Source organism: Micromonospora fulviviridis (assembly GCF_014648395.1).
Taxonomy (GTDB): Bacteria; Actinomycetota; Actinomycetes; order Mycobacteriales; family Micromonosporaceae; genus Micromonospora; species Micromonospora fulviviridis.
Genome location: NZ_BMRA01000008.1, coordinates 1 through 16,930, shown reverse-complemented (window position 1 = coordinate 16,930; position 16,930 = coordinate 1). Strand labels below are relative to the sequence as shown.

Here is a 16,930-nt window from a genome sequence, read left to right as displayed (position 1 = left end):
CGGGGCTCGACGTCCTCCCTCCGGGCTACCCCACGCGTGGAACGCCGACACCTCAGAACGTGCGGCGCCCGCTGCCGCGGTGGTCAGGCGACCGGCTGCCCGGCGGACTCCGGACGGACCGGTTCGCCGCGCGCCGGGCCCGGTTCGGGCACCCGCAGCCCGACCCGGGCGCCCCCGTCCGGACCGGCGCCGATGGTGAGCCGGCCGCCGAGCGCACCGACCACCGCCCGCACGCTGGCCAGGCCGAGCCCGGTGCCGGTGGCGGTCGGGCGCCCCGGCCGCCCGGCGAGCAGGTCGGCGACCGTCTCCGGCCGGATGCCCGTCCCCGAGTCGACCACCTCGACCGTCCACCCGGTGGCGTCCCGGTGGCCCCGCAGCGCGATCCGGTCCCCGGGGCCGGTGAACTTCACCGCGTTCTCGATCAGGCAGTCCAGCGCGGTCTCCAGCCGCTCCGGGCTGACCCGGGTCAACCCGATCGCCGACCGGCAGGACCAGTCCCGGTCCGCCGCGGGCGTCCAGCGGCGCACGATCCGGGCCAGCTCGGCGTCCAGGTCGACCGGGCGGACCGGGTGCTGCTCCTCCAGCTGCATCAGGGTGACCAGCCGGTGCGCGATCCGGGTCGCCTTGTCCAGCTCGTCGAGGACCACCGCGGTGTCCTCCACAGTGGTCGGGTCGTCGTGGGTGCTGCGCAGCAGCTCGGTGTAGCCGCGGGCGATGGTCAGCGGCGTCCGCAGCTCGTGCGAGGCGAGCCGCACCAGCAGTTCCTGCCGGTGCGCCCGGTCCCGCTCGGCGGCGCCGATGCGGCGCATCTCCTGCAGCAGCACGTGCCGGCGGTGCACGTGCCAGGCCATCACGATGAAGATCGTCGCCATCAGCGGCTCCTCGGCGGTCTCCTCCCAGCGGATCTCGCCGGCCGCCGCGTGGTGGGCCAGGATCACGCCCGTGGTGGTGGTCACCGCGAGCAGCGCCGCCACCATCCGGGACAACCGCCAGGTGGTGAAGCCGTAGACCAGGGCCAGGCTGATCCAGACCAGGTGGAACGGCACCGTCTCCTGCCCGGGCAGGAACCACATCAACGCCACGTTGACCGTGGCGAAGAGGATCCAGACGAGGGCCAGCAGCCGCTCAGTCGACGGCGTACGCATAGCCCACGCCGCGTACGGTCTCGATCCGGTCGGGCCGGCCCAGCCGGCCGCGCAGCCGGCGGACGGACACGTCGACCACGTTGCTGCCCGGGTCGAAGTGCAGGCCCCACACGTCGGCCAGCAGCTCCTCGCGGCTGCACGGCCGGCCCGCCCGGCTCATCAGGTGCTGCAGCAGCAGGAACTCCCGCAGTGGCAGGTCCACGTGCACCCCGCGCACGGTGGTCCGTCGCCGGTGCAGGTCCAGTTGCACCGGACCGACCCGCAGCCACCGCGCGGCGTCGCCGCCCGGTGCCCCGCGCATCCGGGCGCGTACCCGGGCCAGCAGTTCGGCCACCGCGAACGGCTTGCCCAGGAAGTCCGCCGCGCCCGCCTCCAGCACCGCGACGCGGGTGCTGATCTCGGGCACCGCGGACAGCACCAGCACCCGCTGGTCGGGCCGCTGCTCCAGCAGCCGGTCCAGCACCTGGCGACCGTCCAACCCGGGCAGCATGAGGTCCAGCACGACCAGGTCGAAGTCCCGGCGCAGCGCGGCGTCCAGGCCGGCCGACCCGGACGCCGCGCGTTCGGTCAGCAGGCCACCGCCCTCCAGCGCGCGGGTGACCAGCCGGCCGATCCGTTCATCGTCCTCGATCACCAGTACTCGTCCCACCGTGCCCCCACAGACCTCGGCGACTTTCTGGTGCCTTTATGAAGCCCCTTCCTCCTGACTCACGCCACAGCCGAACGGGGTGCATTGCTGTCGCCGTTCCGACACGCCGGGTGGCCGGCCGGATGACGGTCGGATGACGGCGTTGTCATAAACGGTCGTCAGCGCCCCGGCGCCACCCATGCTCGGCACCAGCCCGGCTGCGTACCGCACGCGGCCGTTCTCCGCTGACCGAGGGGGTGAGGGCATGCCGCGTCGTTCCGTCTGGCCGCGCTGGTTCGTGTCCGCCAGTTGCCTGCTGCTCGTCGGGTTCGTGGTGCCACCGGGCCCGGCCGCCGCCGAGCCGACCACGGGCGCCGTCACCCTGGCGGTGGTCAGCGCCCGCACCGTCGGTCCGGCGCCGCAGATCCAGCAGGGCGACCCGGTGACCGACTACCGCTGGATGATCACCGCGGACGACACCGGCGACCCGCACGACCCGCTCGAGCACTGCCTGCCCGCCCGGGCCGGGGTGGCCAGCGCGGCCGACTTCGCCGACCACTGCCGCTGGCCGTCCATCCGCAACACCCCGGGCGCCGTCCCGGTGGTCGCCCAGGGCGACCAGGACACCCTCTCCCCGGGTACGGCGCTGGACGGCCTGCCCGCCGGCCGCTACCTGATCTCGGTGACCGCCGACGGCTACAAGATCGACGGTGAGCACTTCACGGTCACGGCGGGGCAGACCCGGGCGGTGACCGTCGGCATGCAGCCGTACCCGCTGCCGCTCGGCACGGTCCGGCTGCGGATCTTCGAGGACAGCGTCCCGGTCGACGGCACCTACGAGGTGGGCGCCGAACGCGGGCTCGCCGGCTTCACCGCCCACCTGGCCGACGTGATGGGCGAGGTGACGGTCGACTACTACGGCAACCCGCTCTGCACCGAGTACCGGCACACCGCGCCGGACGCCACCCACCCGGCCGGTCAGGTCGTCTTCGCCGACGGCCGGCCCGTCGTCGCCCGGGAGTCCACCGGCTGCCGCAGCGACGCGGCGGGCGACATCGTCATCCCCAACCTCGGCCCCGACCGGTACGCGGCCTCGGTGGTCGCGCCGAGCGGACAGACCTGGGTGCAGACCACCACCCTGGAGGGCGGCCACGACTGGGACGTCTGGGTGCAGGAGGCCGACACCGGCTACGACACCGAGCAGAGCCTGGGCGGCGAGCCCGTGCCGTACGTCGACTTCGGCTTCGTCGCCCCGAAGGCGCTCACCGGCACCGCCGCCGGCGCGGTCACCGGCACGGTCGTGCAGGCGTACACCTACGTGGGTGGTCAGGGCGGGGTGACGCTGCCGGCCGACGGCGTGGCCGGGGCGAAGATCGCCGGCCCGGTCGCCCGGCCCTGGGTGGCCCTGTCCGACCTGGGCGACGGCGACCGGATGATCTACCTGGACCGGGGCGCCGCCGACGGCTCGTTCCGGATCCCGCACGTCCCCGACGGCGACTACCAGCTGACCCTCTGGGACGGCCCGCAGGAGATGCTGCTCGACTCGTTCAACGTCACGGTCAGCGGCGGGAAGACCGTCGACATCGGCGCGAAGCCGCTGGTCGGCTGGTTCACCGAGATCACCGGCACGGTCTTCGTCGACACCAACGGCAACGGCAGGCAGGACCCGGGGGAGAGCGGCGTACCGCGCTTCCCCGTGGTGCTCAAGGAACGCGACAACTCCCTGATGGACCAGGCCACCAACAGCGTGGTCACCGACAGCGCCGGCCACTACGCCATCAAGGAGGCGTACCCGCTGACCAAGTGGCTGGTGCTGGAGGCGTTCAACACCCGCTACAAGACGACCGGCATCACCTACCAGGCGCCGAACGAGCCCGAACCCACCACCCTGCTCGGCGCGGCCGTCGACGTGGACGTGCTGCCCATCATCGGGCTCTCCGGCCGGGTCGACTGGGGCGTGCAGCCCTACCAGGGCGCGGAGAACGGCGGCATCGCGGGCACCGTCACCTACGACACCACGCGCAACGAGCTGGACCCGGCGAACGCGGCCACCGAGCCGTACCAGCCGGGCATCCCCGGCATCAAGGTCCACCTGTACGCGGTGGTCCGGGACGCCGACGGCAACCCGGTACGCGACGAGGACGGCTCGCTGAGGAAGGGCCCGGAGCTCAACGACGCGTACACCTCGGAGACCTGGCAGCCGGGGCGGGGCTGCACCGCCCGGATGTTCGACGGGCGCCCGCTCACCGACCAGCTCGCCCTGCCGGACTTCGGCACGGAGGCGGACCAGATGTGCGTCGAGGCCCCGATGATGGGCTTCCAGACCGCCCCGACCGACAACGACCCGACCAACTTCGGGCAGACCGTCAACGGCAACTACGCGTTCGCCGACTCCAAGCTCAACCTGATCCCGCCGGGTGACCCGGCGAACCCCGGCGCGGACCACGACCTGCCGCTGTACGCGCCGCTGCCCGACGGGCAGACCCAGCCGCTGGTGCCGGACGACTATCTGGTCAGCGTGGAGAGCCCGGACAACCCGGTCGGCGGCGGCCCGATGTACCAACCCACCCGCGAGGAGGACGTCAACGTCTTCGACGGCGACGGCTTCCTGCCCCAGGAGAACTTCCCGCCCGCGCCCGACCAGGCCACCGACCAGCCGGCGCCGCCCGACCCGCAGCCCGACCCGGGCGAGCCGCCGTCGCAGGGCAACGGCATCACCTCGTCCTGCGCGGGGGCGCTGCACACCGTGCACGTCACCGACCCCGGCTTCCTCGACGGCGGCGGCAGCCCGTTCGAGGGCCAGCGGCGCCCGCTCTGCGACACCAAGCTCGTCGAGGTCCGCGGCGGGCAGGCCAGCGCCCCCAACTTCAACCTGTTCACCCCGGTGCCGCTGCCCACTCACTTCTGGGGCCTGGTGATCAACGACCTCGGGCTGACCCACGACCGGCGCAGCGCCAACTACGGCGAGGCCGAGGGCATCCCGAACATCCCCGTCGGCCTGTACGACTGGGCCGGCCGCCTGGTGGACACCGTGGACACCGACTTCAACGGCATGTACGAGGCCATCGAGCCGTCCACCAGCACCTACAACTGCCCGCTGCCGGCCGGCCCGTGCCCGAACATGTACCGCTTCGTCGGCAACGACCCCGGCCAGCCGGGCCACCTCAACGGCAACTACAACCCCCGCTACCGGACCATCGCCACCAACTTCCAGGCCTGGCCCGGCCTCTACACGGTCACCGACACCGCGCCCACCGCGGTCGCGGCCGTCGGCATCGCACCCGGCTCCGGCCAGCTCGGCGCGGTGCAGTGCGACCCGGCCGGGGACGTCCCCCAGCTCTTCGCGGTCTCCCGGCCGTTCCTGCGCAGCACCGACACCGACCGCCGGGTCACCATCACCGGCACCGGGTTCGGCACCCGCGGCCCGGGCAGCGCGGTCGTCCTCGACTCCGCCGGCACCGACCCGACGGTGACCGTCACCTCCTGGTCCGACCGGAAGATCGAGGTCACCCTGACCGGCGGCTCGGTCGGCCCGGCCGAGCTGCGGGTGACCGCCGCCAACGGCCGGACGACCACCAACGGCCTCACCTTCCAGCTCCTCGGCGCCACCACCGGCACCGGCGTCGGAGGCGCGGCCAACCCGCGGCTGTTCCAGGTCAAGCCGCCCGCGTGGGCGGTCCGCGCCGGGGAGACCACCTACGGCACCGTGCAGTCGGCGCTGGAGGCGGCGGCCGCCGCCGGAGGGATCGCGGTGGTCGCGGTCTGGCCGAACACCCCCGGGCCGGACAACCCCGCCGGCGCCTACTACGAGAACGTGGTCGTGCACTCCTCGGTCCGGCTCCAGGGCGTCGGCCCGGGCGGCCGGTACGCCGACAACACCACGGTCGCCGGGTCCGTCCTCGACGGCCGGGCGTTCGGCATCGACAACCCGGCCGGCACGGCCTGGCTGAACATGGTCGGCTCCCTGCCGCACCTCGGCCCGGCGTCGGTGCCCGACGGCGCGGTGGTGACCGTGCTGGCCCGGTCGGGCCAGTTCGGCGCCGGTAACCCCGTCACGATCGACGGCTTCCGGATCACCGGCGGCAACCAGTCGGACTTCGCGGGCAACGTCAACGACGTCACCGGTGGCGTGACGACGCCGTACGGGGCGCCCGGCGCGGTGGTCACCCAGGGCGGCGGCGTATACCTGCACGCCGGCGCGGACTACACCCGGATCACCGACAACGTCATCGTCGCCAACAGCGGCTCCTACGGCGGCGCGATCCGGGTCGGGACCCCGTACCTGAACACCAGCAACGACCACGTGAGCATCTCCCGCAACCAGATCCGCGACAACGGCGGCACCAACCTGGCCGGCGGGATCGGCATCTTCGCCGGCAGCAACGCGTACTCGGTGGACCACAACGCCATCTGCGGCAACTTCTCGGCCGAGTACGGCGGCGGGATCAGCCACTACGGCCTGTCCTACAACGGCCGGATCGCCGCCAACCGGATCTGGCTCAACCAGTCGTACGACGAGGCCGGCGGCATCATGGTGGCCGGGGAACTGCCGTCGGACCCGACGGGGCTGTCGCCCGGCTCCGGGGCCGTGGAGATCGACGCCAACGTGGTGGAGGCGAACCTCGCCAACGACGACGGCGGCGGCGTCCGGCTGCTCCAGGCCGGCAACGTGCCGATCTCGGTGACGAACAACATGGTGGTGGACAACATCTCCACCCACGAGGGCGCGGGTGTGGCGCTCGACGACGCCCCGGACGTCCGGATGGTCAACAACACGGTGGCCGGCAACATCACCACGGCTACCGCCGCCACCAGCAACGGCCGGGCCGCTCCCGCCGGCCTCTCCACCACCGCGAACAGCGACCAGCTCCAGGCCACGCTCCCGGACGGCTCGCCGACCTTCAGCAAGCCGAAGCTGTTCAACAACATCTTCTGGGACAACCGGGCCGGGGACTGGAACGGCGTCCGGGTCACCGGCATCGGGGCCGCCGACGCACCCGCCGGGGAACCGGTGCGGCACTGGGACATGGGCTCCGCCGACGGGGTGGGCCCGCTGACCCCGACCAACTCGGTGCTCCAGGACACCACCGGCACCACGCCGAGCAGCACCAACCGGGTGGGCCTCGACCCGGCGTTCCGCACCCCGTTTGCGGTGTCGGTGCAGGTCCTGACCTCGCGCACCTTCCCGTCGTTCCGCCAGGCGGTGATCGTGCTCCAGCAGGTCCCGCTCACGCAGATGGGCGACTGGCACCTGGCCGGGGCCGGCTCGTCGGCCAGCGGCCTCGGCGTGGTCTCCCGCACCTACGGCACCTTCACCCTCACCGCCCCGACGGTCGACATCGACGGCCAGTCGCGCAGCACCACGCGGCCGGACGCCGGCGCCGACGAACTGCCCTGACCGTCCGCGGGCGGCCGGCCCACACCGGCCGCCCGCGGATCCCGCCCGTCCCACCCACCGAGGAGGAGATCGTGACCGATCCCGTACGGCAGCCGAGCATCAGCCGGCGCGCCCTGCTGGCCGGCGTCACCGGTCTGGGCACCTGGGCGGTCCTGCCGGAGCGCGGCTCCGACGCCCAGCTCCGCCGCCCGGCCGCGGTGCTGCCCCGCGCGGTCCCGAACCCGACCGCGACCCTGCACCTGGCCGCCACCGACGGCTGGGTCTCGATGCCGCAGGGCGCCCCGCCGATCAGCCCGTTCTGGCCCGATCCGCTCGCCCCGCCCGGCGCCGACCTCTACGTCTTCGGCTTCCGCGACGTCACCGGCCGGTCCGCCACCGAGGTCACCGCCCAGCGCGGCAAGGCGCAGATCAGCGCCCCGCTGCTCGGCTTCGACCAGGAGACCGACATCAGGATCACGCTGACCAATCTCGGCCTGTCGGTCCGCCCCGACCTCACCGACGGGCACACCGTGCACTGGCACGGCTTCCGCAACGCCATCCCGCTCTTCGACGGCGTGCCGGAGCTGTCCATCTCGGTGCCGATCGGCCGCGACTTCACCTACTTCTACCGCCCGCACGACGCCGGCACCTACATGTACCACTGCCACTTCGAGGACGTCGAGCACGTGCAGATGGGCATGACCGGGATCGTCTACGTCCGCCCGGCGCAGAACGCCGGCACCGCCGACGTGCCGCCCGGGAGGTACGCCTACAACGACGGCGACGGCACCACCCGGTACGACCGGGAGTTCGCGCTGATGCTCACCGAGGTGTGGGCCGAGGCGCACTACCGGGACGCGCACATCCAGACGACCGACTGGACCGACTACAAGCCGTCCTTCTTCGCCTTCAACGGCCGCTGCCACCCGGACACCCTGGCCCCGAACGGCGACCCGATGAGCGCCGCCGCCGGCCGGCTGCGCTACCAGCCGATCTCCTCGCTGATCACCGCGAACGCGGGGGAGCGGGTGCTGCTGCGGCTGGCCAACCTCGGCTACCGGAACCACACCGTCACCGTGGACGGCGTCGACCTGCTGGTGGTCGGCAAGGACGCCGCGCTCCTGCGCGGCCGCGACGGCAGCGCCGAGTACCAGGTGACCAACACCGTCCAGATCGGGCCGGGGGAGAGCCGGGACGTCATCTTCACCGCGCCCGACCCCGGCACGTACCTGCTCTACGACCGCGACCTGATGTCGCTGGCCAACGCCGGCGGCGGACGGGGCGGGCAGCTGACCGAGATCCGGGTCTCGCCGCCGGGCACGCTGCCGGCACAGACCCGGGCGAACGCCTGAGATGGGGGTTCCGATGCTTCGTCTCGACCGCGGCCGGTGGAAGCGGCTCAGCGCGGTGCCGCTCGTCGCGGCCATCGTCGCCGTGCTCGTCGTCCCCGGACCGAGCCAGTCGGCCGCCAGCCCGCCCGCCGGCCTGGAGTGCCTCACCGCCGGCGACAACGCCTTCGACCTGACGGCCACCGGCGGGTACGCGGCCATGCCGGACGGCAACACCATCTACATGTGGAGCTACGCGGCCGGCGGCGGCGCCTTCCAGCTCCCCGGCCCGACGCTGTGCGTCACCGCCGGGGTGAAGGTGACCGTGGTGCTGCACAACAGCCTGCCCGAGCCCACCTCGATCACCTTCCCCGGCCAGGTCCAGGTGCTCGCCGACGGCCAGCCCGCCCAGCCGGAGACCGACGCCGCCGGCACCCTCACCTCGCTGACCACCACGGCCGCCGCCAACACCGGCTCGGTCACCTACACCTTCACGGCCGGCCCGCCGGGCACCTACCTCTACCAGTCCGGCACGGACGCCCAGAAGCAGCTGCAGATGGGCCTCTACGGCGCCCTCGTGGTCCGCCCGGCCGGCCACCCCGAGCGGGAGAACGACCGGGCTGACTCGGCGTTCGACCCCGACCGCGAATACCTCTACCTGCTCGGTGAGATCGACCCGGACCTGCACCTCGCCGTCGAGCGGAAGCGGGCCTACGACTTCACCCGCTACAAGGCCCGCTACTTCACCATCAACGGGCGCAGCATGCCGGACACCATCGCGCCCAACCACGCCGACTGGCTGCCCGCCCAGCCGTACGGGGCGCTGATCCACATCCGCCCGTACGACCCGGTGGGCAACCCGAAGCCGGCGCTGATCCGCTACCTCAACGCCGGCTCGGTGAGCTACCCGTTCCACCCGCACGGCAGCGACGAGCAGCTCATCGCCCGGGACGGCCGGCCCGCGCAGGGCCCCGGCGGGCAGGACCTGTCGTACTCCAGCTTTCTCATCGACGTGGCGCCCGGCCAGACCGTGGACACGCTGATGATCTGGAAGGACGCCGAGCACTGGGACCCGCAGGGCAACCCGATCCCGGTGCCGCTGCCGTCGTTGCAGGACCAGATCGTCGGCCCCGGCCCGGAGACCTGGTTCGCGGAGAACCCGTACCTCGGCGGCGAGCCGGGCGAACTGCCGCCCGGCGTGGTGCAGAACAACCAGTGCGGCGAGTACTACCACGTCGCGCACAGCCACGCGCTGGAACAGGCCACCAACTACGGGGCGAGCTTCGGCGGAATGATGACGCTGATCCGCATCGACCCGCCCGCCGGATGCCCGGCGTGATCAGGCAGGGGAGGGCGACGATGACACTGACCCGTACGCCTCGGCTGGTCGCCGGGATCGCGGCCGCGCTGCTGGCCCTCGGCCCGGCCCCGGCGAACGCCGCGGCCCCGCACACGGCTCCCGCCGGGCGGGCGCCGGCCACCCTCGCCGGGGAGCCGGCCCCGCCGCAGGGCCCGCTGCCGCAGACCGGCTGCCAGCTCGCCGGCGGCACGGCCAGCTGCGAACTGTGGGCCAAGCCGGGTTCGGTGGTGCTGCCCGGCGCCGCCACGCCGGTGCCGATCTGGGGCTTCGCCTCGACCGACGCCGCCCCGGCCACCCTGCCCGGGCCGGTGCTCGTGGTCGACCAGGGCGACCGGGTGACGATCACCGTGCACAACGGACTCGCCGACGACCTGGCGCTGGCCCTCCCGGCGGTCACCGGGCTCGCCCCGGACCGCACCGGCGCCGCACCCGGCGGCACCCGCAGCTACACGTTCACCGCGTCCCGCCCCGGCACCTACCTCTACGAGGCCGGGCACACCGCGCTCGGCCCGAGGCAGGTCGCCATGGGCCTGGTCGGCGCGCTGGTGGTCCGCGCTCCCGCCGTCGGCGGCCGGCCCAGCGGGTACGGGGACGGCGCCTCGGTCTACGACGACGAGGCGGTGCTGGTGCTCACCGAGGTCGACCCGGCCTTCAACGCGGCCCCGCGCACCTACGACATGCGCGCCTACGCGCCGGCGTACCGGCTGATCAACGGCAAGGCGTTCCCGGAAACCGATGTGGTCGCCACCGACGTCGGCCGCCGGGTGCTGCTGCGCTACGTCGCCGCCGGGCTCCAGCCGCACCCGATGACCCTGCTCGGGCTGGACCAGTCGGTGGTCGGCCAGGACGCCCGGCCGGCCGCGTACCCGGAGGCGGCGGTGACCGTGCCGCTGCAACCGGGGCAGGCGGTCGACGCGGTGGTCGCCGTGCCGGCCGGCCCGGACGGGCGGCGCTTCGCGCTGCTGGAGTCCGGCGGGCGGCTCAACAACGCCGGCCAGCGCTACGGCGCCACGGTCACCGGGGTCAGCCCCCAGCAGGCGTTCGGCGGCATGCTCACCTTCCTGGACACCAACCCGCCGCCGGTCAGCGGCGACCACGTCGGCCCGACCGCGGCCAACGTCCGGGCCGCCCCGAACCCGGCCAGCGTGCGCGACGCCGTGACCGTCACCGCCGACTTCACCGACGCCCGCAACGGCAACTCGGTGGTGGACCGGGCCGAGGCGGTCGTCGACGACCTGCGGGTCGCCGAGGGCACCGGCATCCCGTTCTCCGCCGCCGGCTTCGGCGCCGGTCCCACCGTCACCGGGGCCACCGCCGCCCTTCCCGCCGACCTGCTCACCACGCTGGCCCAGGGCCGGCACACCATCTGGGTACGCGGCCACGACGCGGCCGGCAACTGGGGCGTGGTGGGCAGCACGACGCTGAACCTCGCGGTCACCGGGGCGGTGACCACCGGGGTCACCCTCAGCCCCAACCCGACCGCCGGCACGGGCGACATCGCGGTCTCCGCCACCGGCGACGACCGCGGCCTCGGCGGCACGGTCACCGGGGCCGAGTACTTCCTGGACACCACCGGGGCCAACGGCACCGGCACCCCGCTCACCCTGGGCAGCCCGGGCGCGGCGGTCAGCGCCGAGTCCGGCATGGTGCCCGCCGTGGTGGCCGCGGCACTCGCCGAGGGCCGGCACACCGTGTGGGTGCACACCCGGGACTCCTTCGGGCTCTGGGGCCCGTACGCCACCGCCGACCTGGTGGTGGACCGCACGGTGCCGACGCTGCTCTCGGCGGCGGTCGACCCGGCCGCCACCGACGGCCGCACCGGATCGGCGTCCGACCCGACCGACCTGCGGATCAACGCCGCCTTCACCGACCCGGCCGGCGGCGGGACGCACTCCGTCATCGCCGGTGCGGAGGGCTTCCTCGACGCCGGCGGCGCGGACGGCACCGGCTTCACCTTCGTGGCCCTCGACGGGTCGTTCAACGGCGGCACGGAGAACACATACGGGCTGCTGCCGCTGAGTGAGCTGACCGGGCTCGCCGACGGCGCCCACCAGGTGCTGGTGCACGCCCGGGACTCGGCCGGCAACTGGGGCCCGCTCGCCGCGGTCGGCTTCGTGCTGGACCGGACCGGGCCGGTGGTCAGCGCGGTCACCGCCACCCCGAACCCGACCGCCCGCGCGGCGACGCTCACCCTGAGCGCCACCGCCACCGACGCGGCCTCCGCCGTCGCCGCCGCCGAGTGGTACGAGGGCGCCGACCCCGGCGCCGGCCACGGCCACCCCATGACGGTCAGCGGCACCGCCGTCTCCGCCACGGTGGCCCTCAACGGGTTCAGCCGGGGCGCCCACACCCTGCGGGTCCGGGCCCGCGACGCGCTGGGCAACTGGGGCGCGGCCGGCAGCGTGTCGGTCACCGTGGACCCGCCGAACGCGATCTTCGCCGACGCCTTCACCGGCGGCACGAGCGCCTGGTCGCAGGTCAGCGGCACGGTGTCGGTCAGCGGTGGGGAGCTGGTCGCCGGCACCGTCGGGTACGTCGTGGACAACACCCCGGCCGCCGAGCGGACCGTCCACGCCAGGGCCGACGTCATCCTCGGCACCGTCAACCCGCAGACCGCCGTGGTCACCGTCTACCAGCTCCGCAACGCCTCCGGCGGGGCCCTGGCGGTGGCGCAGTACCGGCGCAGCAACGGCGTCAACCAGTTCCGGCTGGGGCTGCTGCGGCCGGCGGGCTGGGCGTACACCGGCTGGGTCGCCGCGAGCGGCGGAACCGTACGGCTCGACTGGGCCTCGGCCACCGCGGGCTCGGCCACGCTCAAGGTCGGCGCCGTCACCGTCGGCACGCTGACCGGCGACACCAGCGGCTACACGGTCGAGTCGGCGGCGCTGGGCCTGGTCGCCCGTACCGCCACCACCAGCGGGTCGCTGCGCTTCGACAACTACGCCGCCACCCGCTACACCGCACCCTGACGCCCGGGGGCCGGGCACCCGCCCGGCCCCCATCCTCCCCGAGGAGTCCTGACCATGGTCGCGATCCCGTTCCGCATCCCGCGCCCCCGCCTCGGCCGGCTGGTCCTCGCGCTGCTCGTGCTGGCGCTGGTCGCGGTGTCGATCGTCCGCTTCGGCGGGTACGCCGACGCCCGGCAGGGCTACGCCGTCCCGCACGACGGGCAGCTGGAGGCCACCCTCGGCATCCGCTTCACCCAGGCCGCCGTCGTCGGCGACGGCGGCCTGGTGGAGCTGCGCTACGTGGTGCTGGACACCCAGAAGGCGTCGGCCTTCCAGAACGACACGAAGCATCCGCCGCGGCTGCGCAACGAGCGCTCCGGCAAGCTGGCCTGGCGGGCGGCGCTGATGAAGCAGGGCCACGAGCTGCGCCCCGGGCAGAGCTACTACCTGCTCTATCTGAACAACGGCGGCGCGATCAAGCGCGGCGACAAGATCGAGATCACGTCGGGGCAGCGCCGGCTGGCCCACGTGCCGGTGCGGTGACCGTCGTGCGCCGCCGGCTCGGCCGCCTCCTCGCCGCCCTCGCCGTGGCGGGCCTGACCGTGCTGGTCGGGCCCGCGCCGGCGCGGGCGCACGCGTACCTGGCGAGCAGCGCGCCCGCTGACGGCGCGGTGCTCGACCGGGCGCCCGAGACGCTGACCCTGGCCTTCACCGAGCACGTCGAGCTCTCCGCCGCCCGGGTCGCCCTGGTCGACGGGGATGGCCGGCACTGGGCGGTGACCGGGCTGGCGTTGCGCGGTGCGGACGGGGAGCCCGCCCCCGAGGACGCCGACACCGAGGAGCCGGTCACCCTGGTCGCCGGCCTGCCCGCCCTCCCGCCGAACACCTACCACGTCTCCTGGCGCACCCTGTCCAGCGACGACCTGCACACCACGAGCGGGACCCTGGTCTTCGGCGTCGGCCGGCAGGTCACCGCCGTCGGCGCCGCCGGCCCGGTCGGCCCCGGCCCCCGGGAGACCGCCGCCCGCGCCGCCGGCCTGCTCCGCTTCGCCGTGCTGCTCGGCGGCGCGGCCCTCACCCTCCTCGCCGGCCGCCGCCGGTCGCCGGGACCGACCATGGACCGCGCGCTCCGGCGGCGGTTGCTCGTGGTGTCCGGGTACGGGGGAGCGCTGGCGCTGCTCGCCGCGCCGCTGCAACTGGCCATCCAGCTCGCCGGAGCGGCCGGCGGGTGGCGACTGCTGGCCGACCAGCTCACCGGCGGTCGCTGGCTGCTCCGCGAGGCAGGCACCGCGACCCTGCTCGCGGTCGTGCTCCGCGCCGCCCACCGGCTCCGCACGGCGCCCGACGCGCGGATCGCTCCCGCGGGCGTCGCCGTCGGCCTGGCCGGTGCGCTCGCCGCGGCGGCCGGCACCGCGCTGCTCGGCCACCCGGCGGGCGGCCCGGTCCGCACCGCGCTTGTCGGCGGCGCGCACCGCCGCGCGGCCGGGGGCTGGGCCGGCACCGTGCTGGCCGCCGCGGCCGCCCTGCTTCCCGTGGCTCGCCGCACGGCGGAACGCGCCGCCCAGCTCCGTGCCCTGCTGCGGGGGTTCGCCGTCCTCGCGGTCGGCTGCGTCACCCTGCTCGTGCTGACCGGGCTGTTGCTCACCGGCCCCCAGGTGGCCACGGTGGACGCGCTGCTCGGCTCCCCGTACGGGGTGCTGCTGCTGGCCAAGGCCGGGGTTGCCGGGCTGGCCGGCCTGCTGGGGCTGCGGACCGCCCGTCGGCTGCGCCGGGCCGACCTGCCCCGCCGGGCCCTGCTCGCCGAGGCCGGGGCGCTCGCGGTCGTCCTCGGCCTGGCCGGGGCGTTGGCCGCCGCCGGGCCGGCCCGGGGGCCAGCCTTCCCGGCGGCCGGCGCCGCCCGGACCGAACCGCAGGTGAGCGGCCAGGTGGCCGACCTCGTCGACACCGTGGCCGTCCGCCCCAACCGCCCCGGGCGCAACATCGTCAGCATCGCCGTCGGGGACACCCGGCGCCCGGCGCCCGCCCCGGTGACCGGGGTGTCGCTCCTGCTCACCGGCCCGAACGGGGAGCGGGCCGTGCATCCGGTGACCCGGACCGCCGACGGCTGGGTGGTGGCGGTGGACGACATCCGTACCCCGGGCGCCTGGCGGGTGGGGGTGACCGTGCTCCGCGACGGCCTGCCCCCGGTCACCGACACCCACCCCTGGCTGGTGCCGGCGGGGGAGAGCGCCGCCACCCCGGTACACGTCTCGGCGGCCCCGCTGCGACCGGCGCTGGACCGGTCGGCGCTGGCCCTCGGCGGGGTGGCCGTGGCCGGGCTGGTGCTCGTGGCGGCCCGGTGGTGGCGACGCCGGCGGACGGAGGGGCGGGATCGCCAGCAGCCGCTGCCCGCCGGCGTCCCGGGACCGGCCGAACGGCCCGGCGAACCGGTCGGGGCCGGCGCCGAGGCGGTCAGGTCCGGGTGACGACCGCGCCGGGGTCGGGAAGCCTACCCCGCCCCGCCGTCGGCGTGACGCGAATCCCCGAGCCGGCGACCCGTTCGGGTCGGCGTGGCTAGCCTCCGGCCATGAGGACCTGGGGACCGTCCGCGGTGCTGGCCGCCCTGCTCGTGCCGGCGTCGATGCTGCCCACGCCCGCGGTGGCGGGCACCCGGACGGGCGGGGCGCCCGTCCGCCGGCTGCCGGCGGGGGCGCCGCCCTGCCCGAACGTGCCCGCCCCGACGATCCGGCCGCCGCAGCCGCCACCCGCGGCGGACCCCGTCGCGCGGGCGGTCGGCGGCGCCGCCCTGGCCACCGCCGGCCTGGCCCTGCCGCCGGCCGCGCCCGCTCCGCCGGCCGTGACCGCGACCTCGTGGGTGGTCGCCGACCTGGACACCGGCGCGGTGCTCGGCGGCTGCGGCCCGCACGAGTACGGCGTACCGGCCAGTGTGCAGAAACTGCTGCTGGCGGCCACCGTGCTGCCGAGGCTGGACCCGGACCGCGAGGTCACCGTGACGGCCGAGGACCTGGCCATCGAGCCGGGCAGCTCGGCGGTTGGGCTGGTCGCGGGCGGCCGGTACCGGATCGAGACGATCTGGCTGGGCCTGCTGCTGAAGTCCGGCAACGAGGCGGCCAACGCCCTGGCCCGGCTGGGCGGCGGGGCGGACGGGACGGCCGGCGGCATCCGCGCGATGAACGAGGAGGCCCGGCGGCTCGGCGCGTTGCAGACCCACGCCGTCACGCCGTCCGGGCTGGACGGCCCGGGCCAGTTCACCAGCGCGTACGACCTCGCGTTGATCGCCCGGGCGTGCTTCGCCGACCCGGCGTTCCGCCGGTACGCCGCCACCCGGACCGCGAGGGTTCCCGCCCAGCCGGCGCTGCGCGCGAAGGCGTTCCAGATTTCGAACGACAACATGCTGCTCGACCACTACCCGGGCGCGATCGGCGGCAAGACCGGCTTCACCGACCTGGCCCGGCACACCTACGTGGGCGCGGCCGAGCGGGGCGGCCGCCGGCTGGTGGTGACCCTGCTCGGCGCGGAGATCCCCACCCAGCGCGGCTGGCAGCAGGGGGCCGCCCTGCTGGACTGGGGCTTCGGCCTGCCCCGGGACGCGGCAGTCGGCCGGCTCGTCCGCCCCGGCGAACTGGATCGGGCCGGCGCGTCGCCGACCGGTGCGGCGTCGGCGCTCGCCGGGGGCGCGGGGCTGGGCGGCGCCGGCGCCACGGCCACCGGCGCCTGGCCGGGCACCGGCCCCTCGGTGGCGGTCGGGGTGGTGCTGGTGGCCGGGGGAGCGGTGCTGCTGGCCCGGCGTCGCCGGCACGCCGCCCTCGCCGCGCTGCCACCCGGGTCGGTGTCGCGGGTGGCGGCGCCGGAGGACGACTGAGCCGGCCGCGGCCTACCCGGCGGCCGGGCGGGCGCTGCTGTCCCGGACCACGAGTTCGGTGGCCAGTTCGACCCGGGGCGACTCGATCTCCTCGCCCTGGGTCAGGCGGAGCACGGTGCGGGCGGCGAGCCGGCCCATCTCCACGAGCGGCTGCCGGACCGTGGTCAGTGGCGGGGAGGCCCAGCGGGCTTCGGGCAGGTCGTCGAAGCCGACGATGCTGATGTCGTCGGCGACGCGCAGTCCGCGGCGGCGGACCGCCTCGTAGACGCCGAAGGCCATCTG

10 protein-coding genes are annotated in these 16,930 nt (G+C 75.1%); 7 read left to right on the top strand and 3 right to left on the bottom strand.

Translation table 11 applies throughout. The features are described 5' to 3' along the window. Window positions 1-83: 83 nt before the first annotated feature. Window positions 84-1,145 (bottom strand): sensor histidine kinase, encoded by a 1,062-nt coding sequence (locus tag IEY96_RS21195; RefSeq protein ID WP_189196568.1) that lies wholly within the window; start codon window positions 1,143-1,145, stop codon window positions 84-86. After that, window positions 1,126-1,779, bottom strand: a complete 654-nt coding sequence (locus IEY96_RS21190; RefSeq protein WP_229791761.1) for a response regulator transcription factor — start codon at window positions 1,777-1,779, stop codon at window positions 1,126-1,128. Before IEY96_RS21190 ends, IEY96_RS21195 begins: the two co-directional genes overlap by 20 nt. A gap of 259 nt (window positions 1,780-2,038) precedes the next feature. On the opposite strand from IEY96_RS21190, the gene IEY96_RS21185 reads away from it, so the two are divergent. The 7 genes from IEY96_RS21185 to IEY96_RS21155 all read left to right on the top strand — a co-directional run bounded on the left by IEY96_RS21185 (window position 2,039) and on the right by IEY96_RS21155 (window position 16,648). Beyond that, window positions 2,039-7,171 (top strand): IPT/TIG domain-containing protein, encoded by a 5,133-nt coding sequence (locus tag IEY96_RS21185; RefSeq protein WP_189196566.1) that lies wholly within the window; start codon window positions 2,039-2,041, stop codon window positions 7,169-7,171. 71 nt (window positions 7,172-7,242) lie between these two features. Further along, window positions 7,243-8,502: a multicopper oxidase domain-containing protein gene (locus tag IEY96_RS21180; protein WP_229791760.1), complete on the top strand. Its 1,260-nt coding sequence runs from the start codon at window positions 7,243-7,245 to the stop codon at window positions 8,500-8,502. Window positions 8,503-8,515: 13 nt separating this feature from the next. Further along, entirely contained in the window at window positions 8,516-9,817 is a 1,302-nt protein-coding gene (locus IEY96_RS21175; protein WP_189196565.1) for a multicopper oxidase domain-containing protein, read from the top strand. A gap of 20 nt (window positions 9,818-9,837) precedes the next feature. Beyond that, window positions 9,838-12,807 (top strand): multicopper oxidase domain-containing protein, encoded by a 2,970-nt coding sequence (locus IEY96_RS21170; RefSeq protein WP_189196564.1) that lies wholly within the window; start codon window positions 9,838-9,840, stop codon window positions 12,805-12,807. A gap of 54 nt (window positions 12,808-12,861) precedes the next feature. Further along, window positions 12,862-13,329: a hypothetical protein gene (locus tag IEY96_RS21165; RefSeq protein WP_189196563.1), complete on the top strand. Its 468-nt coding sequence runs from the start codon at window positions 12,862-12,864 to the stop codon at window positions 13,327-13,329. Further along, on the top strand, window positions 13,326-15,251 hold the full coding sequence (locus tag IEY96_RS21160) for a copper resistance CopC family protein (protein WP_189196562.1): 1,926 nt from the start codon (window positions 13,326-13,328) through the stop codon (window positions 15,249-15,251). Before IEY96_RS21165 ends, IEY96_RS21160 begins: the two co-directional genes overlap by 4 nt. Window positions 15,252-15,352: 101 nt before the next feature. Further along, window positions 15,353-16,648, top strand: coding sequence for a D-alanyl-D-alanine carboxypeptidase family protein (locus IEY96_RS21155; protein WP_189196561.1), 1,296 nt, complete (start codon window positions 15,353-15,355; stop codon window positions 16,646-16,648). A 12-nt stretch (window positions 16,649-16,660) separates the two neighbouring features. Here IEY96_RS21155 and IEY96_RS21150 read toward each other — a convergent pair. Beyond that, window positions 16,661-16,930, bottom strand: a 270-nt coding sequence (locus IEY96_RS21150; RefSeq protein ID WP_189196560.1) for a substrate-binding domain-containing protein, incomplete at its 5' end; no start/stop codon positions are given.